This window comes from Halomonas sp. KG2, assembly GCA_030440445.1.
Taxonomy (GTDB): Bacteria; Pseudomonadota; Gammaproteobacteria; order Pseudomonadales; family Halomonadaceae; genus Vreelandella.
On sequence record CP098528.1, the window covers coordinates 2,391,021 to 2,411,825 of the forward strand.

Below are 20,805 nucleotides of genomic sequence, written 5' to 3' on the forward strand. Positions count from 1 at the left end.
ACTAACGAGGTCAGTGGTCACGACTGAAAAGTGATTCAAGCGGCGAACTGATTGATGGGGTAGTAGTGATACGCCTCCCCTTCTGCCACATCGATTTCGGGGTTAATCATTAAATAACCATCAGCTTGGCTAGCCGCACCAAGCATATGCGAGCCCTGTCCGCCCGCTAACTGCGCCAAGGGACTCCCCTGTGACCAATCCAACACTACCCGTAATAGCTCGCAGCGCCCTTTGGGCCCACGCTGAGAGAAGCCCGCTGTTACTGGAAAACACTGTAGCGAAGCTAAGTGTCGACCCTGCATAGCATGAATAAACGGCAGCGCCAGCAGTTGCCAGCCCACCAGGGAGGCCACGGGATTACCCGGCAGCGCCAATAAAGGTGTGCAAGTGGAAGGCTCCGCGCCTAGATAACCGAACGCGAAGGGCTTTCCGGGTTTCATCGCAACACCATGAAAATGTAGCCCACCGCGTTGCTCGATCACCGGACGAACGTGATCCTCCTCGCCTACCGAAACGCCACCGGTGCATATCACCACATCTGCAATGGTTTGTGCGTGCTCAAAGGCCTGGTGCAATGACTGCGGCGAATCAGCGATGACACCCAGATCCACTACATCGCACTGCGCTTGTGCGAGCAGTACGTTAAGCATGGCGCGATTGCTGTCGTATACTTGTCCGGGAGATCGCACCGTGCCTGGGGCAATCAGCTCATCGCCGGTTGAGAGCAATGCCACCCGTAGGCGCCGCTTGACGGCAACGATATTGATCCCGTGGCTTGCCAGAAGCGCAATCGACGCTGCGTCAAGAAACTTACCCGCAGCGAGTAGCGGGGTTCCCATGCGGGTCTCCTCGCCTTGACGGCGAATATTAGCGCCTAGCACCAAGCTACCATCGAGGTGTATATGCCCGCGCTTTTCGAGGGTTACCCGCTCTTGAGGCACCACAATATCCGCCCCTATGGGTACCGGCGCGCCGGTAAAAATACGCGCGCAGCCCCCTTCGGGTAGCAGCATGACACCTGCGCCAGCTGGCACGCGCTGGAGAATGGGTAGGCCTGCACCGCGAGGTGCCGCTTGGTAATCAGCCAGACACAGCGCGTAACCATCCATAGCGCTATTGTCCACACCTGGCATATCGATAGGTGCCACTACCGTTTCTGCCAGCACTCGCCCCGCCGACTGTTCAAGGGAGACATTTTCTACGCCATTAATCGGCGTGGCTGCGTCGATAACTCGTTGGCGTGCATCAAATAAGCCTAACAACCCGGGCGTGACTATGTCTGCGCATTGACAGTTCATAAGCACTCCGAAACATGAGAGGTTGTTTCTACTTGACGTCCGCTACAGGCAGGAGCAGAAGGCAACACCATTGCTACAAAGTTGCAGGGCCGCGTGCGGGAGTCCAGTTGCAATGAGATGATTTTTTCCCACGCCAATTCACATGCTTTGGGCGAACCGGGCATCGCAAACAACAGTGTCTGGTTGGCAACCCCCGCCACCGCCCGAGATTGAATAGCCGACGTGCCAATCGTTTGCAGAGAGTAGTAGCGAAACAGCTCGCCATACCCCTCAATTGCTTTGTCAAAAAGAGGAACTAGCGCCTCAGGTGTGGTATCGCGAGCAGTGAAGCCCGTACCGCCATTCACCAGGATCGTCTGAATTTCGTTACGCGCAATCCATTCCGACACCACAGCGCGAACCTGATAGATATCATCAGGCACGATGCGCCGCTCCATTAGGTTATGGCCGCTTTCAATAAGATGCGCGGCGAGTAAGTCACCACTGCCATCTTGATCGAATCCACGCGTATCGGAAACGGTTAACACCGCGATGCCAAGCGGAATGAAAAGAGCATCTACAGGAACATGGGACATCAAGCCTCTCCTATTAGCTTTTCTATTGCTTCAAGCTATTGCATCAAGCTGCCGCCAGCATCGTCATCCAGAACAATTCCCTCGACGCCTATTTCGCTCTCTAACATCAGCAAATAGTGACGCAGCGCACGTCGAGTTGCCTGTTCCCGTAGGCTATGGCGCACCCGGTCAATCACTTGATCGAAAGGTAACGCCCGGCCTTCTTTTCGTTCGTCAATACTGACCACGTGCCAGCCATAGCGGGACGCCAAGGGACGCTCATGGAGGCCTGGGGGCAGGTGCTGCAAAGCGCGGTCCAACTCTGGAACGGTTTGCCCCGACACTAGCCAACCCAAATCACCATCCAGCTCTTTTGAAGGGCACGCGGAGTGGTGTTGAGCAAATTCGGCAAACCGTTCGGGTATCTGATTAAGCTGTTCGAGTAGCTTTTCGCCAAGCTGGTAAGCGTCGTCGCGCCCCAGGGAGTCATCGGGTGCGGCCGCAAGCAGAATATGCCGAACGCGTAACTGCACCGGTTCGCTGAAGCGCTCGCGGTGGGTGTCAAAAAAGCGCTGGCAATCTGCGTCCCCCGGTTCGGGCACCTCAAGCTCCTGTTCGAGCAAGGCAGCAATCGCCGCATCTTCCTGTGCCTGGCTAACGTCCTGTGTCGATAGTAGGCCCAGGACGCTAGCACGCTGGCGAAGCAGCTCTCTGACCACCAACGCACGGGCGGCCTGAAGCTGGGCCTCTTCCGCCGTTTCGGCGGGGTGATACTGCATTTCCAACGCAATCGTTGCTTCATCGATAGGGGTGTCGCCGACACGTACCGGAGGCGCAGCAACGCCCCCAGGTAACTGTTCGATATCAATCATCTGCATGTTATTTCTCCTCTAGGCCTGGCCGAGCACTAGCTAGTTTTTAGCTGCGGCGGCGGACAAGCTGATAACGCCGGGTCACATAGCCAAACGGCGCGCTCCACACATGCACCAAGCGGGTAAAGGGGAACAACAGGATGATGGTTAAGCCGATAAAGATATGCAGTTTGTAGATCCACGACACTTCCTGCATGTAATCCGCCGCACCGCCGCTGAAGAACACAATCGACTGCGCCCAGCTGGAGAGCGTTAGCATCATCTCGCCGTCCATATGGCCCAACGAGAAGATGATGGTCACCATACCTAGGCACGCCTGTAAGACGATCAAGCCCAGGATCAAGGTATCCATCATGCTCGACGACGCCTTTACGCGCGGGTTGGCCAGACGACGATAGAGCAACATGGCGCCGCCCACCACGCACATGGCACCGGCAATACCGCCCACCACGATAGCCACTAGCTGTTTAGTACCGGCGTGCAGGAACGGCTCATAAACCCAGTGCGGTGTGAGCATGCCCACCAGATGGCCAAAGAAAATCACGATAATACCGATATGAAACAAGTTGCTGGCCAGGCGCATATGCTTTGAAGAGAGCATCTGGCTAGAACCGGTCTTCCAGGTGTACTGACCATGATCAAAACGGAGCAGGCTGCCAAGCAGAAACACCGTGCCAGCCAGATAGGGGTAGTAACCGTAGATCAGGTGGGTTAAGTAATGCGCAATCGCGTCATACATGGTGATTCTCCTATTAACGATCGACGGAAGGAGCGGAAGAGGCATTTAAAGACGGAGCAGGCATAATGCGTACCGGCTGGCTCTGAACGGTGTGTTTGCGCTCAGCCAAGCGGCGACCTTCAGCAGACTGCAGCGCACAGTCTTCGTCAGAGGTCGCTGAGAAACGCACCGCTTCTTCTTCCCATACGGCGTCCAAGGCTTCGGGGGTGTTGTCCGGCGCTTCTTTTTTGACCTGGGGCCGATGCTCCTCAACATCTCCTTCGGCGCCGATTAACGCCAATAGTGACAGTGGCACCAGGGCGTGATCCGCTCCCCGCTCCTCCAGCCGTGCCGTCAGCAGCGCTAGAATATGGCGTATTTCGCCCAGCCAGCGGCCTATCTCGGCTTCGTCGCACATTGAAAGGTATTCAAGAAATACCGGTAGATGATCGGGCAGTTCACGGGCATACAGCTCAAAGCCGGCCGCGCTGTACTCAGCCATAAGATCCACCATGGCCTGACCACGGTCACGTGATTCACCGTGAACGTGCTCAAATAGCAGCAGCGACGTAGCCCGCCCCTTATCGAACATGGCGACGTACTCGGCCTGCAGCTCAAGCAGGTCGCCCTCTTGGAGACGCTGACACCACTCCATTAGCGACGACTTGAGAGCCGCCCCAAGGCGGCGCTCGGCATTGAGAATTTCGATGAGCTCGCCGCTGGCATCCTGCAGTTCCTCTATCGGGTAATCGAGCAGGCGGGCCAGTACGCGTAGGCTACGCATCCCCTGTGGCGGTTCGAACGTCGACTCTACCGGGGTCGGCGATTGGGTAGCGGCTTCAGTCATGACGAGACTCCTCAAGTTGTGGCTGCGGGTCGAAGACCTCTACCGGTTTCACCAACATGCTGGTCTGCTTACGGCCATTGAACAGGTTGGGCTGGCTCTCACCGTGGCAACCATCACCAAAGGTAAAACCGCATCCTCCGCGCTCAGGGAAGGCTTCGGTGGCCATTTCCCGATGGCTGGTGGGGATCACAAAACGATCCTCGTAGTTGGCAATGGCCAGGTAGCGGTACATCTCCTCTACTTGAGCCACGCTCAGCCCCACGGCATCGAGCACGTCGGCGTTGGGGGCTCCATCCACGTGCTTGCCGCGCATGTAGACACGCATCGCCATTAAGCGCTTGAGTGCCAATACCACGGGCTCCTCTTCGCCTGCGGTCAACAGGTTAGCCAGGTACTTCACCGGGATACGCAGTGATTCGATCTTGGGCAGGATGCCGTCAAACTCCACATGCCCCGCCTCAGCGGCGGACTGAATCGGCGACAGCGGCGGCACGTACCACACCATCGGCAGCGTGCGGTATTCCGGGTGCAGCGGCAGTGCCAGCCCCCAGTCGATAGCCATCTTGTAGACCGGTGAGGCCTGGGCGGCCTTGATGACGTTATCCTGGATGCCATCTCGCTTGGCCTGGGCAATCACTTCCGGATCGTTGGGATCTAGGAAAATCTCGCACTGGCGGTGGTAGAGGTCACGCTCATCCGGGGAGCTTGCCACTTCCTCGATACGATCAGCGTCATACAGCAGTACACCGAGATAGCGAATGCGGCCCACACAGGTCTCGGAGCAGATGGTCGGCTGACCGGCCTCGATACGTGGGTAACAGAAGATACACTTCTCGGACTTACCGCTTTTCCAGTTGTAGTAGATCTTCTTGTAGGGACAGCCGGAGATACACATCCGCCAGCCACGGCACTTATCCTGGTCGATTAGAACGATGCCGTCCTCTTCCCGCTTGTAGATAGCACCACTGGGGCAGGACGCCACACAGGTAGGGTTCAAGCAGTGTTCGCACAGGCGCGGCAGATACATCATGAAGGTGTTTTCGAACTGGCCGTAAATATCGGCCTGCACCTTGTCGAAGTTGGCGTCTTTGCGCCGCTTGGCGAACTCGGTGCCAAGAATCTCTTCCCAGTTGGGGCCCCATTCGATCTTTTTCATACGCTGACCGGAAATCAGCGAGCGAGGGCGCGCTACCGGCTGGTGCTCGCCGATCTTAGCGGTATGCAAGTGTTGGTAGTCGAACGTGAACGGCTCATAGTAGTCATCCATTTCGGGCAGGTCGGGATTGGCGAAGATATTCGCCAGCACCCGCCATTTGCCACCAATACGCGGCTCAATCCGACCGTCGTTACGGCGCATCCAACCGCCCTTCCACTTGGCCTGGTTCTCCCACTCCTTGGGATAGCCGATACCGGGCTTGGTCTCGACATTGTTGAACCAGGCGTACTCCATACCTTCGCGACTGGTCCAGACATTTTTGCAGGTCACCGAACAGGTGTGGCAACCGATACACTTATCAAGGTTGAGAACCATGCCTACCTGGGAACGAATCTTCATTTCACGGCCTCCCTAGTACTGTTCTTAAGAGCCACGTTCTCCTGAACACTGTCATTGCCTTCACCATCCAGCCAGTCAACGTGTTTCATCTTGCGCACTAACACGAACTCATCGCGATTTGAGCCGACGGTGCCGTAATAATTAAAACTGTAAGAGAGCTGCGCGTAGCCGCCGATCATATGGGTTGGCTTGGGGCAGACACGGGTGACCGAGTTGTGAATACCGCCCCGCGTGCCGGTGACCTCAGAGCCAGGGACGTTCACGTTGCGCTCCTGGGCGTGGTACATCATCACCATGCCCGCCTTGACCCGCTGGCTGACCACTGCCCGCGCGGCAATCGAGCCGTTGGCGTTGTAGACCTCGATCCAGTCGTTGTCCTCAATCTCGATCTCTGCCGCGTCCGCCTCGGAGAGCCACACCACCGGGCCGCCTCGGTTGAGCGTCAACATCAGCAGGTTGTCCGAGTAAGTGGAGTGGATGCCCCACTTCTGGTGCGGCGTGAGGAAGTTCAGCGCCTTGCTCTTGAAGCCGTTGTCGGCGGGAAGCTGGAAGCCTTTGGCTGCCTTGGTATCGATGGGCGGACGATAGACCAGCAGGCTTTCGCCGAACGCGCGCATCCAGGCATGATCCTGATAGAACTGCTGACGACCACTCACGGTGCGCCACGGAATCAGCTCGTGAACGTTGGTGTAACCGGCGTTATAGGAGACATGCTCATCCTCCAGGCCAGACCAGGTCGGGCTGGAGATAATCTTGCGCGGCTGAGCGACGATATCGCGGAAGCGAATTTTTTCTTCATGCTTGGGCCTCGCCAGATGGGTGTGGTCACGCCCGGTAATTTTGGAGAGTGCATCCCAGGCTTTTACTGCCACGGCGCCGTTGGTTTCCGGTGCCAAAGTCAGAATCATCTCGGCGGCATCGATAGCGCTGTCGATCAACGGGCGCCCTTTATGCGGGCCATTCAACTTGCGATGGTTGAGTTTGCCCAGCAGCTCGACTTCCGCATCGGTGTTCCAAGCGATGCCCTTGCCGCCGTTACCGATGCTTTCCAGCAGCGGCCCTACAGAGGTGAAGCGCTCATAGGTTTCGGGATAGTTGCGCTTGACCTCAATCAGCGACGGCATGGTCTTGCCGGGAATCGGCGCGCATTCACCCTTCTTCCAATCCATCACCGCCGGCTGGGCCAATTCTCCTGGCGAGTCGTGCTGCATCGGCAGCGTGACCAGGTCGGTCTCTTCGCCCAGGTGACCGACACACACCTTGGAGAATGCTTTGGCAATACCCTTATAAATATCCCAGTCACTGCGCGATTCCCAAGCCGGGTCGGTGGCGGCAGTCAAGGGGTGAATAAAGGGGTGCATGTCAGAAGTGTTAAGGTCGTCCTTCTCATACCAGGTTGCCGTAGGCAGCACGATATCCGAGTAGAGGCAAGTGGTGGACATGCGGAAATCCAGCGTCACCAGCAGGTCGAGCTTGCCTTCCGGCGCCTCATCACGCCATACCACTTCTTCGGGCTTCTGGCCGCCGAAATCGCCCAGGTCTTTACCCTGAATACCGTGGCGAGTACCCAGCAGGTACTTGAGCATGTACTCATGGCCCTTACCGGAGCTGCCCAGCAGATTGGAGCGCCAGATGAACATATTGCGCGGGAAGTTCTCTGGCGCGTCCGGGTCTTCCGCGGCAAAGCGCAGTTCACCGCTCTTGAGCTGCTGAACGGCATAATCGGCTGTCGACATACCCGCGGCTTCGGCTTTTTTCGCTAGGAGCAGCGGGTTAGTGTCCAGTTGAGGCGCTGACGGCAGCCAACCCATACGCTCAGCGCGCACGTTAAAGTCGATCAGGCTGCCGGGGTAATCCTCGGCCTTGGCCAGCGGTGAAAGAATTTCTTTAATCTCAAGCTTCTCGTAGCGCCACTGAGAGGAGTGACTATAGAAGAAGGAAGTAGAGTTCATGTGGCGCGGCGGGCGCTGCCAGTCGAGGCCAAAAGCCAAAGGCGTCCAGCCAGTCTGCGGACGCAGTTTTTCCTGGCCAACATAGTGGGCCCAGCCGCCACCGCTTTGACCGATACAGCCGCACATGACCAGCATGTTGATCAGGCCGCGGTAGTTCATATCCATGTGGTACCAGTGGTTCATACCGGCACCCACGATGATCATGCTACGGCCGTTGGTTTTATGGGCGTTGTCGGCAAATTCACGGGCAATGCGGGTGCACTGCTCTGCTGGGACACCGGTGATTCTCTCCTGCCACGCCGGGGTATAGGGGCGAATCTGATCAAACGAAGTCGCGCCATCATCTTCGCCGTCGCCGACAAAGCCACGGTCGATACCGTAGTTGGCACACATCAGATCAAAAACGGTGACCGCCAGCATGTCGCTGCCATCGGCTCTCTTAAGCCGTTTGGCAGGCAAATTGTGGAACAGTAGGTCGTCAGCCGCGCCGACACCGGCCCCTTTGACGTGCTCAAAGTGCTCGTGCTCGATACCACCGAAGTAAGGGAACACCACGCGAGCGACGCTATCGTGGTGGTTGGCCAAACTGAGTAACGGCTTGATGTCAGTGCCTTCAGCGTCCAGTGACTCCAGGTTCCACTTGCCCACTTCATCGCCAGTTTCGCCCCAGCGGAAGCCGATGGAACCGCGAGGCACCACCAACTGGTCACGGATTTCGTCCCAGGCGACGGTTTTCCACTCAGGGTTGTTTTCCTGGCCCAGGGCAGCATCAAAATCACTGGCTCGCAGTTGGCGACCCGGTGCGAAGCTGCCATCTTCACGCGCTTCCAGTTCCACCAGGAACGGCATGTCGGTATAGCGGCGCACATAGTCCGTGAAGTAAGCACTCGGGTTATCGAGGTGAAACTCTTTGAGAATGACGTGGCCCATGGCCATCGCCAGAGCAGCATCGGTGCCCTGCTTGGCGGACAACCATTCATCGGTGAGTTTGGAAACCTCGGCATAATCCGGGGTGATCGAAACTGTCTTGGTGCCCTTGTAACGTACTTCGGTAAAGAAGTGGGCGTCCGGGGTACGCGTTTGGGGCACGTTGGAGCCCCAGGCAATAATGTAGCCGGAGTTGTACCAGTCAGCGGATTCAGGTACGTCGGTCTGTTCGCCCCAGGTCATTGGCGAGGCCGGCGGCAAATCACAATACCAGTCGTAGAAGCTCATGCAGACGCCGCCAATCAGCGACAGGTAGCGGCTACCCGCGGCGTAACTAACCATCGACATGGCGGGAATCGGCGAAAAGCCAATGATCCGGTCGGGGCCGTACTGCTTGGCGGTGTAAACGTTAGAGGCAGCGACTAACTCGTTAAGCTCGTCCCAGTTACCGCGAACGAAGCCGCCCATGCCGCGAGCACGCTTGTACTGTTTGGTTTTGGCGGAGTCTTCAACAATAGACGCCCAGGCGTCGACCGGGTCTGGGTTATCCCTTAGCGCTTCGCGCCATAGCGCCAGCAGCGGTTTGCGCACTAATGGATACTTCAGGCGGTTGGCGCTGTACAGATACCAGGAGTAGCTGGCACCACGGGGGCAGCCACGCGGTTCATGATTAGGCAGGTCGGGACGGGTACGGGGGTAATCTGTCTGCTGGGTTTCCCAGGTAACTAAACCGTTCTTAACGTAGATCTTCCAGCTACAGGAGCCGGTGCAGTTCACCCCGTGGGTGCTACGCACTACCTTGTCGTGTTGCCAGCGGGCACGATAGCTATCTTCCCACTGGCGTGATTCACTGCGTAGTTCACCGTGTTCGTTGGCAAAAGGCTCGCGGGACTTGCGAAAGAAATTCAGCCGATCTATGAAGTGACTCATGGTCGATCTCCAGGCTCCTCGGAAATTTGCGTACCCGCCAGGCGGGCTCCATGGAGTGGATTCTGCGTGATCGACAAGCGAATTACTGCGTGATTACCTCCATATACACCCTATCTACCCCCAAGGTGATAGAGCGGCCAACGTAAAGGAATAGACGGTTGGCACTGTTAAAATTAAACCGTGCTTGAATGCTTGCTGTAGCGGAGTGGAATATGCTCGCAGGCCTTCAACTACGTTTACATTGCAACTCACTGAACATTCATACAACATGCTTTTTATAGCTGGATTACTCTCGGAGCAAAACACACTCCATGCACCTCACCCGATTCACTGATTATTCGATACGCGTCTTGATCTTTCTTGCTACCAAGGGAGAGGAGCGCTCTACCATTCACGAGATTGCCGAGACCTTTAATATCTCACGCAATCATTTGATGAAAATCGTTCAAGAGCTAAGTCAAAAGAACTACGTTACCGCCATTCGTGGCAAGAATGGCGGCTTACTACTGACACGGGACCCCGCAACCATTGGGTTAGGCGAGCTAGTACGCGAGATGGAGCATGACATGGCATTAGTGGAGTGCTTTCATAGCGACAACGCCTGCATCATTACACCGGCATGTCGCCTTCAACCGATACTTAATGATGCACTATCAGCATTTCTAAGTGTACTCGACCACTACACATTGGCCGACCTGCTGGGCAGTCAACAATCTCAACTGGCGCAACTTATGCGCATTCCTACCGTCAGCGCATAGCGCTCCCTAACCATCCTGCCCGTCGACTCGCGCCTGCATCAACGGCCAAGTATAGTGCGCGAGAAATATTGCGTAGGCCAAGCACCAGAAGATGATGCTCAGCGTATAGGTCCAGTGGGTAATCTGGGGAAATAACGCCAGGACGGGTGAGCGCACTAAGGCGGCTATTAGCATTAAGCCCAACGCCACACCAATACCAGGCAATGTGCGTATGGGGCGGCCCGTATGGCCTAGCGCAACCCTGGCCATCATGGCCAGCATCATGGTGCCCATACCACCAATGGTCAGGGCATGTACGGCAATCTCAACGCGCATCAGCCCCATCAGTGCCAAGCCCCACATGATAAGCCCTAGTGGAATGCAGGCGTAGCTACCGTGGAGCCCCCAAAGTAAAGGCTCGCGCCAACTGTGCAGCCCACCCCAGCGCGCCATACGAACACTATTAGCCAACGCCGCTAAGAGCATCACCCCAGCCATTAATGAAGCAGGCATGGCAACACCAAGCATGATGACAAGCTGCAGCACGACGACGCCAGCCGTGCTAACCAGCGTCACTCTTTCGAGTAAAGCAATCGGTTCAGGCTTGGTGCGGCTCAAACGATTGGCAGTAAACATGGCAATCACACGCCCGCCAATGACGGTCATCATCAGGGTAATTAACAGCACGGCTAAGTAGGCCGCTTGGCGGATCAGGTCGGCATCACCTTGCATGACTCCCAAGTGCATCGCCAAATTAGCCGTGGCAAACAGCAACAGCACAGGTACAAAGATCAAGTTGCGCCAACGCTTTGCGGTGATAACTAGACGCGCCATAACCATAGCGACAATTGGCAGAAACGCTAGGTCAACCACCAGCAGCAGCCATTCTGGCAAATCCATAGGAAAAGCCATCAGCCCCCTACCCAATAGCCATAGCACCACCAGACCCAGTAGCGGCCCACCGTTTAAACTCGGCAACCCTGTCCAATTACGCACAGCGGTTAGTAAAAATCCCGCTACCACCGCCGCGGCAAAACCAAACAACATTTCATGCTGATGCCAGAACACCAGGCCGCCATAAGGTCGCAGCAAAATAGTGCCGTGCCAGAAGGCCAACCACACCAAGAGGGACGCCACACTAAACAGCGCGGCCAACAGAAAAAAAGGCCTAAAAGCCAAGCGCATTAAGGGTAAATGCTCAAGCTTAGAAGCAGGCTGGGATGAGGTGGTCGTTGGCATGGCGTAATCCCGACTAATTTACTTGGAAATAGCAGTGTGCGCCTAGCCATCAACAAAGACTATGACATGTATCAAAAATACATCTTATAGCTAGCATTTAAAGACCTGTGGATTTAAGATGCATTTCTAATACATCTTAAAGTGTCGAGGTAGTAACAGTGCTAACACATGAGCAGGAAAAGCTGATTAACGCGACAGCCCCCATCGTGGCCGAACACCTGAATGCGATTACCCAACGCTTCTATCCACTGATGTTCACCCGCTATCCAGAGGTTAAGCCGCTATTTAATGAGGTACACCAGCAAAGCGGTGGTCAGCCCCGCGCACTGGCCAACGCTGTGTTGGCCTATGTTCAACTACGTGGTAACCCAGCTCAGGCGCGTGCAACTCTTGATGTTGTGGTCAGCAAACACGTCTCACTAGGCATTCTTCCTGAGCAGTACCCTATTGTCGGTGAGTGTTTGCTGGCCGCCATTGGCGAAGTACTCGGTGATGCCGTGACACCAGAAATAGCCGATGCCTGGGGCGCTCTGTATAACGAACTTGCCGCCCTGTTGATCGACCTAGAAGATCAGCGCTATCGCGAGTTTGAACAGCGCCCTGGCGGATGGCGTGGCACACGCCGTTTCAAGATTGCCAGTACCCAGCAGGAAAGTGCTTTAATTCGATCGTTTATCCTTGAACCCGAGGATGGTGGTCGTGTGGCTGACCATGAGCCAGGTCAGTATATCGGCGTACGTTTGACCATTAACGGCGAACGGGTCTATCGGCATTACAGCCTTTCGGACACACCGAATGGCCGGAGCTACCGGATCTCGATCAAACGCGAAGAACAGGGCCAAGTCAGCCGCCACTTCCACGATGCCTTACAACCAGGCGATACCTTAGAACTGTTACCGCCAGCAGGCGATCTCACGCTGATTGAAGGCGACGAGCCTCTGTTGCTTGCCAGCGGCGGCGTTGGCCAAACGCCCCTGCTCCCCATGGCAAGACATGCCTTGTCCCTTGGGCGGCAAGTCATCTATCTACACGCTGCCCTGGATGCCGAACATCAGGCCTTTAAAGGTGAATTAGACGCACTGAAGAGCGAGTATCCTCAACGCCTTAAGGCTGTCCGTATTCATGAGCGCGGCAACGAAGCCGAACATATTGGACGTATCGACCGCAGCTTATTAGCTCACTACCTGCCTGATCTTAAGGCACGCTGCTATTTCGTCGGCCCTCAAGGATTTATGGCAGCGATTAACAGCGCTTTGTCCGAACTGGGGGTTGATGAAGATCGTCGACACTTTGAGCACTTTGGTCCCTCACGCCCACTCGACGCAGCTTAATAATGAGCGGCCTCGGCCTCTACCTGAGGCCGCTTATTAACCTCAGCCAACTGCGATCCTCTCGTTAGATGAAAGCGGAACTACCTTGACAGAACCGCCAGTAAGTCCTACTCCTTAAATAACATCACAACATGATATTTTAATTATCAGCTACGATCTCAACCGGCGGCGAGGCTAACACAATGACCCCTCTAAGCATCATTCAATTGCCCTTTACCCATTTAGCGGGATGGAAAGACCTCCAGCAACGCCATCCTTCAATCGCCACTCTGGCATGGTGCGTCGTACTGCCCATGTCGTTACTCCCCCCGGTGATGCTCTATTACGCGGGCACACACTACGGAGATATCTTTGCTCCAGGCTTTGCTGACCGACAGTGGCGCTTCATCACTACCATTCTGTTCTTGGCTGAACTGCTCACCTTCTTCGTGATGGGCTGGCTAATTCACGCGGTGGTCAATAGCGATCGTGATCTCTCAATTAGCTACCACGACGCTTATCTGGTGGCAGCCCTAGCACCTTTACCACTTTGGTCTGCCGCGCTCGCTCTGCTGATCCCTAGCTTGCTGTTTAATACCCTGGTAGTGCTAGTAGCACTGGGTATCTCTTGCAGTTTGGTCTACCACGGGTTGCAGGCTCTGTGTAAACGCTCAGCAAATGACGTCACAACGATGTCTGTAACTTACACCGTTATGGCCGCCGGAATGCTGGCATGGGGTCTACTGATGGCTATTGTGTGGGCCTATTAAGCGTCAGGTAGAGCGGAGGCTGCTAACTCGCTAGGTTTAGAGAGCGACACAGTGACTAACGAGGTAACGATGAGTATCGAATTAAAGCGTGCCTACGACTCACCGCACAACAAGGATGGTTATCGTGTTCTGGTCGATGGTATCTGGCCACGCGGGGTGTCCAAGGAGGAAGCCAAAATCGATGAGTGGCGTAAGGAAATTGCACCGAGCAGCGAGCTTCGCAAAGCGTTTCATACTGGCTCACTCGATTGGAATGACTTTCGCCGACGCTATCTCAAAGAGTTAACGTCCTATCGCGAGACGCTTCGTGACCTTGCACAACGCGCCAGGAAAGAGCGAGTGACTCTGGTGTTTGCTTCTAAGGAAGAGTGTCATAACAATGCCGAGGTACTGCGCCAATACTTGAACATGTTGAAATAATCGGCCCGACCTATGCCTAGAGGAGTTATAGCGTTCACTAAAGAAAGCCGTAAGCAGCCAAAGTGACCGCGCTTCAGGCTAACCAGGATAGCGGGCTGTGATGAATAGCAGCCCCCACCATATAGGCAAAGATGGCCACCGCCACTACCGCGGCTAGGGCTCGCACTGCTGGCGTGGCCCCACGCTTAATCGCAATGGCACCAATACCGATATAGGCCAGCAGTGCTAATAGCTTGGCGCCAAGCCAGGGAAGCTGCCAGGGCCATATGGAAAGCAATACCATCAAAGTCACCCCCAGCCCCAACAAAGCCGTATCAATAAGATGGGGCAATACCTTGACCCAACGGGCGTTGAGTCGCGGGCTTTCCTGCACCGACCACCAGGCGCGCACTACGAAGAGTGTGATGCTCAGCGCAGCGGCCGTCATGTGCAGGTGCTTGATGAGGAAATAGTGCTCCATGGTAACCGTCCCTAGCCGACGTTAACCGCATCGCCATGATGATCGAAGGCAAGATAGGCGGTGATATTACCCATTTGCAGCGATTCCATCATACGCTGGAGTTGCCGTTCAACCTCGGCGTCATCTTTTGGGTCGTCCATGGCAGCGGTGAAAACTAGATCCCATTCGATCTCGGTACGGCGTGACTCCTCGACCAACGCCGCCATACTGGTCAATTCCTGCGTCGACTTATCTACGCAGACCACCGGCACCAACACCCCCCCTTCACCCTGTTCGAAGCGACGGCGCTGTTCAGCATCGGGGAAATCGGGCAGCTCTGCGCGCACGAACACAAATAGCAGGCGCTGTGGCTTAGGTTGTTTACGTGCTTCCCGCAGTAAATCGGCAAACGTCGCTATAGTCATAAAATCGCTGGTCATAAAATGAGCCTTATCGCTAGTAGTTAAGAATCAGTCGGAAAGAATGAACAAGTCAGACCAATAGGCGGTATTACTCGGGTGACGCTACGAAAAGCCACAGCAGCATCATTACCATAAACAGAGGGATCAGCAGGCTAAGTGGCGCCGCGCGCCAACCATAGGCTTGGACAACCAAAGGTGCTATGCGCAGGGAAAGCCCGACGCCTGCCGCTAACGCCAGAAAAAGGGCAATACAAAGACACACCCAACGGCCTGGCATCCAGCCTTTTGCGTGGGCGATGCCGGTGGTAATCACCGCCCCTCCCAGCCCAAGCCCAGCCCCCACCAACAAAAACTCCCACGGCTGGCTAGCCATCCCAAATCCGCCCAGCGCCAACGCTAGCCCCAATAATAGCCACTGCATCAAGCGGCAGGTGTCGCCCCGTTTGGCGATATACCAGGCTGGACACGCCAACAGCACACCACTCATCAACGGTACCAACACATAGACAGGCTGCTTTGCGAGCAGGCCATAAAGTGTCCAGCTCGCCACCGCTAAAGCGCTTGCTAACGGCATTAGCAGCATGGCTACCAGCAACTGATAGCCATTCACTGGCTGTATTGATGTCTCCAACGTGGGAGGCGGCACAGATGATGGCATGGCGTTTCCCAGCGAGGGTATAAAGACATCGGAAGACGTGCCAGAATTGTCGGTAAATACTGGGCGTAGGTCAAAAGGCATCGGAGGTAGACTGGCTAACCCCAAAGGAATAGCCCTCGTATCGAAATGCAGACAGTGCCACACTCCCTTACCTCTTCCGCGCTATCGGAAATGCCATGAAATTACTTCAGCGCTCCTTGGTTGCTCGCATTATTGCGTCCTTGCTTGCCATTAGCGGGATGGCCTTTATCAGTATTACTCTGACCATGGCAATGTCTAACAGCAGCCGAGGCGATGCTGCCGCGATTAATGTCGCTGGCTCATTACGCATGAATGCCTATCAGATTATGGGAGCCTTGCAACGCCTGGAGTATGCTCCAGAGAAGACAAGCGAGGAGCAGCTCGAAAGACTCATTTTACGCTTCGATCAGCGTTTGCATGGCACAACGCTACAACAAACGATTCCCCTTGATGATCGTCATGAGCGCCGCCGTCAGCTGGAAAAACTTCAAAACTACTGGCAGCACTCGCTTCGTCCGGCACTTGAGGCTCCAGCCGCTGCCACGACCCTTGATCTCGATACGCTAGAGATGATGATCGTTGCGATGGTCAGTGACATTGAAGTGCTAGTGACCTATCTGGAGCAGAGCACCGAGGCCAAGGTGCGGCTATTGGGGATGATGCAACTGCTTTTTCTGGCACTCATCACTATCGTGGTTTCGATAGCCCTTTACGATGTTCGCCATAACTTGGTAGTACCGCTACGCCAGCTGATGGTACTTGCCCGCGAGGCGGCGCAGCGTAATTTCAAGCCGCGTTCAGAACTACGCGGCAGTGACGAGCTGGCTTTGCTAGGCCACACCTTTAATAAGATGTCAGCCGAGCTGGCAACCAGCTACGCCGCTTTGGAAGACAAGGTATCGCGCAAGAAACAGGAACTTGAGCGCAGCAATCAGGCGCTGCGAGTAATGCATGATGCTAGCCGTTCGCTTTATGGCGGCGGTAACGACCTTTGCTCTAGCGCAGCACCTATGCTGCGCGAACTAGAAAAGCTGCTTGATATCGGGCCAATTCGGCTTTCCCTAAACGATCCTTTCGACCAACGGGAAATGCCGGTTTTGGAAACCCACTCACGTACCCGACCAGAGTATTGCCGTGACCAGGAGTGCCACGCCTGCCTGATTGATCCTCGCCCCTTGGAGATGGTGTCCAATAACCAGTCCCAATGTTTACTGCTACCGATCAGCGTCGGTGACACGCTGCTTGGTACCCTGGAAGTGTGGTATCACCAGGAGCGGCTCAACGACAGCACCCGCCGGCTGCTCACCATGTTAGCCGACCAGTTGGCCACGGCGGTGTACCTGCAGCGGCGTATCGAAGAACAGCAGCACGTCACGCTGATCAACGAGCGGACCATCATTGCCCGCGAACTTCACGACTCGCTAGCCCAATCGCTCTCTTATCTAAAGATGCAGGTTGCGCGACTCGAACGTATGCAGCAAAAAGATGCCACGCGTGAGATGCAGGCTGAAGTATTCGACGAGCTGCGTACCGGTTTAAACAGTGCCTATCGTCAACTACGTGAGCTGCTGACCACCTTCCGGCTCAAGCTAGAGGGGCCAGGGCTGCAATCTGCCTTGCGTCAAACCGTCGAAGAGTTTAGCCAGCGCATGGAGATAACCGTTGAGCTTGACTACGATGTGCCGCCTTACCTGCTTAATCCCAATGAAGAAATTCACGTGCTGCAGATCATTCGCGAGGCGCTGGCCAATACCCACAAGCACGCCCAGGCCCACTGGGCTGCGGTCACTGTGCATTTCGCTGATGCTCGCCTGCTAGTGCGTATTGAGGATGATGGTATCGGCCTGGAAGACGATAGTTCGCCACCTATGCACTACGGCTTGGTGATCATTCGCGACCGAACGACTACCCTGAACGGGGAGCTGAATATCACCAATCGCCCCACTGGGGGAGCTAGCATTGAGATAGCCTTCACCCCGTTGACCGCTCGCTTAATTCAGCAGCAGCCTGTGACGGCTGCCTCAGACTCTCACTTAGGTACAGGGGCTCCTTAATGACACTGACCACTGCCAACGATACACCCGCCACGCTGATGATTATTGATGACCACCCGCTACTACGGCGTGGCGTCGCTCAGTTGCTTGAACTAGAGGATGATCTTGAACTGATTGCCGAGATAGGCGCTCCTGAAGAGGGCATTGCACTGGCTCTCGAACGGGAGCCTGACTTGGTGTTACTGGATTTAAACATGCCAGGCGTCAATGGCTTAGAAGCCTTGCGCCGCTTGCGGGAAGCCAACTATAGCGGCCGTGTGGTGATGTTCACTGTTTCCGACCATGAGGATGATGTGGTCGCGGCGCTGCGCAACGGTGCCGACGGTTACCTGTTAAAAGATATGGAGCCTGAAGATATGGTGCGCCAGCTGCGTCAAGCTGCTTTGGGACGCATGGTCATCAGCGAAAGCCTAACCGCCCTACTCGCTGAAGCCCTGCGTAATCAGCGCAATGCCCCCACCACTCCGGATATTCATAGTCTAACCCAGCGTGAACGCGAAATTCTGCAACAGCTTGCTGGCGGACTCTCCAACAAGCTCATCGCGCGCAAGCTGGATATCACCGAAGGCACGGTCAAGGTTCACGTCAAGCATCTGCTCAAAAAGCTCAACTTACGCTCGCGTGTCGAAGCCGCCGTCTGGGCAGTCCAGGAAGGTATCGATCGCTAGCCGATTCTGTGTGGTTACCTCTAAAGACTCCCAGAGTACTTTTGCTCTGACCCGCCTTTACCCCCTGTCGATTTTTTCTCTTTAAAATCAATCAATCCAGGCTTTTCAGCGACTACCTCTCAAGAGGTATGTCGCTGTTTTTCATGTCATTTCCACCTATTTCCCAACTTCATTCTCCAGCGTATCTTGCTGTCTAACTGCTACATGCAGAAAGGTTCGATGCCAAGGGGAAATCGCCATGAGCAAGAGAAATGCCGACATTGAGAAGTGGGATGTCGAAGACGCCCAATTCTGGGAACAGGAAGGCAAGCACATCGCCAACCGCAATCTATGGATATCCATCCCCAGCCTGCTGATGGGATTCGCTGTCTGGATGATGTGGGGAATGATTACCACCCAGATGCAGAACCTGGGTTTTTCGTTCACGGTTAACCAGCTATTTTCGCTAACAGCGCTTGCCGGTCTAGCAGGTGCCACACTACGCATCCCAGCATCGTTTATGATCCGCATCGCTGGCGGGCGTAACACTATCTTCCTGACCACCGCGCTATTGATGATCCCCGCTGCCGGCACTGGTATCGCCTTGATGAACCCAGGCACGCCGTTGTGGGTATTCCAGGCGTTGGCGCTACTTTCCGGTATCGGTGGCGGTAACTTTGCTTGTTCAATGAGCAACATTTCAACTTTTTATCCCAGCAAACAGCAAGGTTACGCCCTGGGCATGAATGCAGGCCTCGGCAATTTCGGCGTCACTACCATGCAGATTGTCATCCCACTGGTAATGACCGTCGGCATTTTCGGCGCTATAGCCGGTTCGCCGATGGAATTGCAAAGCGCTAGCGGTACGTTGATTGGCCGAATCGAAGCAGGTACCGATACCTGGATCCAGAATGCTGGCTTTATCTGGCTTGTATTTCTGATCCCATTAGCGTTCGCCGGTTGGTTCGGCATGAATAATCTCCGCACTATTACGCCCAACCCTGGTTCTTCGCTTGCTGCTTTCAGCAAAATATTGGGCCTCTACGGCGTCGGTATGGTGACCGCGATTATCGGCATGTTGGCGCTAGGCTGGCTTAATATGTGGATTGCCTTGCCGCTAACCATTGTTCTAACCCTGGTGTTGTTGCGCCTGATTCCTGGCGATATCAAGCCCAATATCCAGAAGCAGTTCGCAATATTTTCCAATAAGCACACTTGGTCAATGACCATCCTCTACATTCTGACCTTCGGCTCCTTTATCGGCTTCTCTGCAGCCCTGCCGCTCTCTATCAACGTCATCTTCGGCAACATGATGGAAGCCACTGCCGATGGCACGCTGATTCGCGTGGCCAACCCAGAGGCGCCCAGCGCTTTGACCTGGGCTTGGATAGGCCCGTTCGTGGGTGCGCTGATCCGCCCATTGGGCGGATGGATCTCCGACAAAGTGGGCGGCTCCATCGTTACCCAAATAATCTCTGCGATCATGGTGGTCGCCTCTATCGCCACCGGCTACGTGATGATGCAGGCCTATAACGCCACCGATCCTAATCAATTCTTTTGGCTATTCCTGCTGCTATTCATCGTGTTATTCGCTGCCAGTGGTATCGGCAACGGCTCTACCTTCCGCAGCATCGGGGTGATTTTCGACCAACAGCAGAAAGGCCCGGTTCTTGGCTGGACCTCTGCCGTTGCGGCCTATGGCGCCTTCATCGCCCCGCGGGTAATGGGCGAGCAAATCCAAGCCGGCACACCAGAACTTGCCATGTATGGCTTTGCGGTCTTCTACACCATCTGCCTGGTCATCAACTGGTGGTTCTATCTACGCAAGAGTGCCTACGTTAAGAACCCATGAGCTACGTCCTAAATATGGCTTGCTTGTTTACGCCCGGAGCCAAGCTTCGGGTCTTGATCCCCTACTCCACTGCGGGAGGACACCATGAAAATCATGATCGCCTATGACGGTTCGCGAAACGCCAAGTTGGCTCTCGCTCAGGTCGTCAACATGTTCCGCTGTAACCAACCTCTGCTGGTACTGGTCGGCGTGGTGGAGAACCCGCTCGACGCTACCGATAACAACGAGGCGCTTTTTCAGCAGGAGCACGATGAGGTTAAACAGCACCTTCAAGAGGGTGTGGCGTTCGCTATCGGTGAGGGCTTCCAAGCCGAGCAGCTTCTCGCCGAGGGAGATGCACGCAAGATGCTGCTTCAGGCCACTCGCAAACTCTCGCCAGACCTACTGGTCATTGCCCGCCATAGCCATCAGCCGGACGGCGGCATCATCGCTAAGTCGTTGACTTATTTTGTTGATGAACTCGACTACATGACGTTTGGCAGCGTCAGCTCGTTCCTGGCCCGGCGCGCCGAGTGCCCCTTATTGATTCTACCCAGCCCTTGAGCAGCCCCTACCCCTCCTTTTGGTACAAACCACCTTTGGG

Annotated in this window: 19 protein-coding genes; 8 read left to right on the forward strand and 11 right to left on the reverse strand. The window is 55.3% G+C overall.

Annotated elements, in window-relative coordinates; translation table 11 throughout:
* Positions 1–35: 35 nt before the first annotated feature.
* From NDQ72_11230 to NDQ72_11260, 7 genes are read right to left on the reverse strand one after another with little or no spacing between them, the layout of a single operon-like run.
* Positions 36–1,298 (reverse strand): molybdopterin molybdotransferase MoeA, encoded by a 1,263-nt coding sequence (locus tag NDQ72_11230; protein ID WKD26648.1) that lies wholly within the window; start codon positions 1,296–1,298, stop codon positions 36–38.
* Positions 1,295–1,873, reverse strand: coding sequence for a molybdenum cofactor biosynthesis protein B (gene moaB / locus NDQ72_11235; protein ID WKD26649.1), 579 nt, complete (start codon positions 1,871–1,873; stop codon positions 1,295–1,297). Before moaB ends, NDQ72_11230 begins: the two co-directional genes overlap by 4 nt.
* 35 nt (positions 1,874–1,908) lie before the next feature.
* Positions 1,909–2,730, reverse strand: coding sequence for a peptidylprolyl isomerase (locus NDQ72_11240; protein ID WKD26650.1), 822 nt, complete (start codon positions 2,728–2,730; stop codon positions 1,909–1,911).
* A gap of 40 nt (positions 2,731–2,770) precedes the next feature.
* The gene (gene narI / locus NDQ72_11245; GenBank protein WKD26651.1) at positions 2,771–3,463 is read right to left on the reverse strand and encodes a respiratory nitrate reductase subunit gamma; all 693 of its coding nucleotides are present in this window, start codon (positions 3,461–3,463) and stop codon (positions 2,771–2,773) included.
* Positions 3,464–3,476: 13 nt separating this feature from the next.
* Positions 3,477–4,289 carry a nitrate reductase molybdenum cofactor assembly chaperone gene (gene narJ, locus NDQ72_11250; protein ID WKD26652.1) on the reverse strand — a complete coding sequence of 271 codons (813 nt, stop codon included), beginning with the start codon at positions 4,287–4,289 and terminating at the stop codon, positions 3,477–3,479.
* A complete protein-coding gene (gene narH, locus NDQ72_11255; GenBank protein WKD26653.1) occupies positions 4,282–5,844 on the reverse strand; it encodes a nitrate reductase subunit beta in 1,563 nt (520 codons plus the stop codon). The genes narJ and narH overlap by 8 nt, the downstream gene beginning before the upstream one ends.
* Entirely contained in the window at positions 5,841–9,653 is a 3,813-nt protein-coding gene (locus tag NDQ72_11260; GenBank protein ID WKD26654.1) for a nitrate reductase subunit alpha, read from the reverse strand. The genes narH and NDQ72_11260 overlap by 4 nt, the downstream gene beginning before the upstream one ends.
* Positions 9,654–9,964: 311 nt before the next feature.
* Between NDQ72_11260 and NDQ72_11265 the strand changes: the two genes are divergently transcribed.
* Positions 9,965–10,411 carry an Rrf2 family transcriptional regulator gene (locus tag NDQ72_11265; protein WKD26655.1) on the forward strand — a complete coding sequence of 149 codons (447 nt, stop codon included), beginning with the start codon at positions 9,965–9,967 and terminating at the stop codon, positions 10,409–10,411.
* Between the two features lie 6 nt (positions 10,412–10,417).
* Here NDQ72_11265 and NDQ72_11270 read toward each other — a convergent pair whose 3' ends face one another.
* Positions 10,418–11,629 (reverse strand): NnrS family protein, encoded by a 1,212-nt coding sequence (locus tag NDQ72_11270; GenBank protein ID WKD26656.1) that lies wholly within the window; start codon positions 11,627–11,629, stop codon positions 10,418–10,420.
* Between the two features lie 158 nt (positions 11,630–11,787).
* Here NDQ72_11270 and hmpA point away from each other — a divergent pair, with 158 nt between their 5' ends.
* The 3 genes from hmpA (at position 11,788) to NDQ72_11285 (ending at position 14,129) form a co-directional block, all read left to right on the forward strand.
* The gene (gene hmpA, locus NDQ72_11275; GenBank protein WKD26657.1) at positions 11,788–12,960 is read left to right on the forward strand and encodes an NO-inducible flavohemoprotein; all 1,173 of its coding nucleotides are present in this window, start codon (positions 11,788–11,790) and stop codon (positions 12,958–12,960) included.
* Positions 12,961–13,142: 182 nt separating this feature from the next.
* The gene (locus tag NDQ72_11280; GenBank protein ID WKD26658.1) at positions 13,143–13,709 is read left to right on the forward strand and encodes a YIP1 family protein; all 567 of its coding nucleotides are present in this window, start codon (positions 13,143–13,145) and stop codon (positions 13,707–13,709) included.
* Positions 13,710–13,778: 69 nt separating this feature from the next.
* Positions 13,779–14,129, forward strand: a complete 351-nt coding sequence (locus tag NDQ72_11285; protein ID WKD26659.1) for a DUF488 family protein — start codon at positions 13,779–13,781, stop codon at positions 14,127–14,129.
* Between the two features lie 73 nt (positions 14,130–14,202).
* Here NDQ72_11285 and NDQ72_11290 read toward each other — a convergent pair whose 3' ends face one another.
* The 3 genes from NDQ72_11290 to NDQ72_11300 all read right to left on the reverse strand — a co-directional run bounded on the left by NDQ72_11290 (position 14,203) and on the right by NDQ72_11300 (position 15,648).
* The gene (locus NDQ72_11290) at positions 14,203–14,589 is read right to left on the reverse strand and encodes a SirB2 family protein (protein WKD26660.1); all 387 of its coding nucleotides are present in this window, start codon (positions 14,587–14,589) and stop codon (positions 14,203–14,205) included.
* Between the two features lie 11 nt (positions 14,590–14,600).
* On the reverse strand, positions 14,601–15,008 hold the full coding sequence (locus NDQ72_11295) for a ribonucleotide reductase subunit alpha (GenBank protein WKD26661.1): 408 nt from the start codon (positions 15,006–15,008) through the stop codon (positions 14,601–14,603).
* Positions 15,009–15,078: 70 nt separating this feature from the next.
* Positions 15,079–15,648, reverse strand: coding sequence for a hypothetical protein (locus NDQ72_11300; protein ID WKD26662.1), 570 nt, complete (start codon positions 15,646–15,648; stop codon positions 15,079–15,081).
* 176 nt (positions 15,649–15,824) lie between these two features.
* Between NDQ72_11300 and NDQ72_11305 the strand changes: the two genes are divergently transcribed.
* The 4 genes from NDQ72_11305 to NDQ72_11320 all read left to right on the forward strand — a co-directional run bounded on the left by NDQ72_11305 (position 15,825) and on the right by NDQ72_11320 (position 20,765).
* Entirely contained in the window at positions 15,825–17,723 is a 1,899-nt protein-coding gene (locus NDQ72_11305; protein ID WKD26663.1) for a type IV pili methyl-accepting chemotaxis transducer N-terminal domain-containing protein, read from the forward strand.
* Complete coding sequence (narL, locus tag NDQ72_11310; protein ID WKD26664.1) at positions 17,723–18,391, forward strand: two-component system response regulator NarL; 669 nt, start codon at positions 17,723–17,725, stop codon at positions 18,389–18,391. Before NDQ72_11305 ends, narL begins: the two co-directional genes overlap by 1 nt.
* A 238-nt stretch (positions 18,392–18,629) precedes the next feature.
* Positions 18,630–20,222, forward strand: a complete 1,593-nt coding sequence (locus NDQ72_11315) for an antiporter (GenBank protein WKD26665.1) — start codon at positions 18,630–18,632, stop codon at positions 20,220–20,222.
* Positions 20,223–20,306: 84 nt separating this feature from the next.
* The gene (locus NDQ72_11320) at positions 20,307–20,765 is read left to right on the forward strand and encodes a universal stress protein (GenBank protein WKD26666.1); all 459 of its coding nucleotides are present in this window, start codon (positions 20,307–20,309) and stop codon (positions 20,763–20,765) included.
* Positions 20,766–20,805 lie beyond the last annotated feature (40 nt).

Coding starts and splice junctions, on each gene's coding strand:
- NDQ72_11315 (WKD26665.1), top strand. CDS start 18,630: ATGAGCAAGAGAAATGCCGACATTGAGAAGTGGGATGTCGAAGACGCC.
- NDQ72_11280 (WKD26658.1), top strand. CDS start 13,143: ATGACCCCTCTAAGCATCATTCAATTGCCCTTTACCCATTTAGCGGGA.
- NDQ72_11265 (WKD26655.1), top strand. CDS start 9,965: ATGCACCTCACCCGATTCACTGATTATTCGATACGCGTCTTGATCTTT.
- NDQ72_11300 (WKD26662.1), bottom strand. CDS start 15,648: ATGCCATCATCTGTGCCGCCTCCCACGTTGGAGACATCAATACAGCCA.
- NDQ72_11285 (WKD26659.1), top strand. CDS start 13,779: ATGAGTATCGAATTAAAGCGTGCCTACGACTCACCGCACAACAAGGAT.
- NDQ72_11320 (WKD26666.1), top strand. CDS start 20,307: ATGAAAATCATGATCGCCTATGACGGTTCGCGAAACGCCAAGTTGGCT.
- moaB (WKD26649.1), bottom strand. CDS start 1,873: ATGTCCCATGTTCCTGTAGATGCTCTTTTCATTCCGCTTGGCATCGCG.
- NDQ72_11305 (WKD26663.1), top strand. CDS start 15,825: ATGAAATTACTTCAGCGCTCCTTGGTTGCTCGCATTATTGCGTCCTTG.
- narL (WKD26664.1), top strand. CDS start 17,723: ATGACACTGACCACTGCCAACGATACACCCGCCACGCTGATGATTATT.
- NDQ72_11240 (WKD26650.1), bottom strand. CDS start 2,730: ATGCAGATGATTGATATCGAACAGTTACCTGGGGGCGTTGCTGCGCCT.
- NDQ72_11290 (WKD26660.1), bottom strand. CDS start 14,589: ATGGAGCACTATTTCCTCATCAAGCACCTGCACATGACGGCCGCTGCG.
- narH (WKD26653.1), bottom strand. CDS start 5,844: ATGAAGATTCGTTCCCAGGTAGGCATGGTTCTCAACCTTGATAAGTGT.
- NDQ72_11230 (WKD26648.1), bottom strand. CDS start 1,298: ATGAACTGTCAATGCGCAGACATAGTCACGCCCGGGTTGTTAGGCTTA.
- narJ (WKD26652.1), bottom strand. CDS start 4,289: ATGACTGAAGCCGCTACCCAATCGCCGACCCCGGTAGAGTCGACGTTC.
- NDQ72_11260 (WKD26654.1), bottom strand. CDS start 9,653: ATGAGTCACTTCATAGATCGGCTGAATTTCTTTCGCAAGTCCCGCGAG.
- NDQ72_11270 (WKD26656.1), bottom strand. CDS start 11,629: ATGCCAACGACCACCTCATCCCAGCCTGCTTCTAAGCTTGAGCATTTA.
- narI (WKD26651.1), bottom strand. CDS start 3,463: ATGTATGACGCGATTGCGCATTACTTAACCCACCTGATCTACGGTTAC.
- NDQ72_11295 (WKD26661.1), bottom strand. CDS start 15,008: ATGACCAGCGATTTTATGACTATAGCGACGTTTGCCGATTTACTGCGG.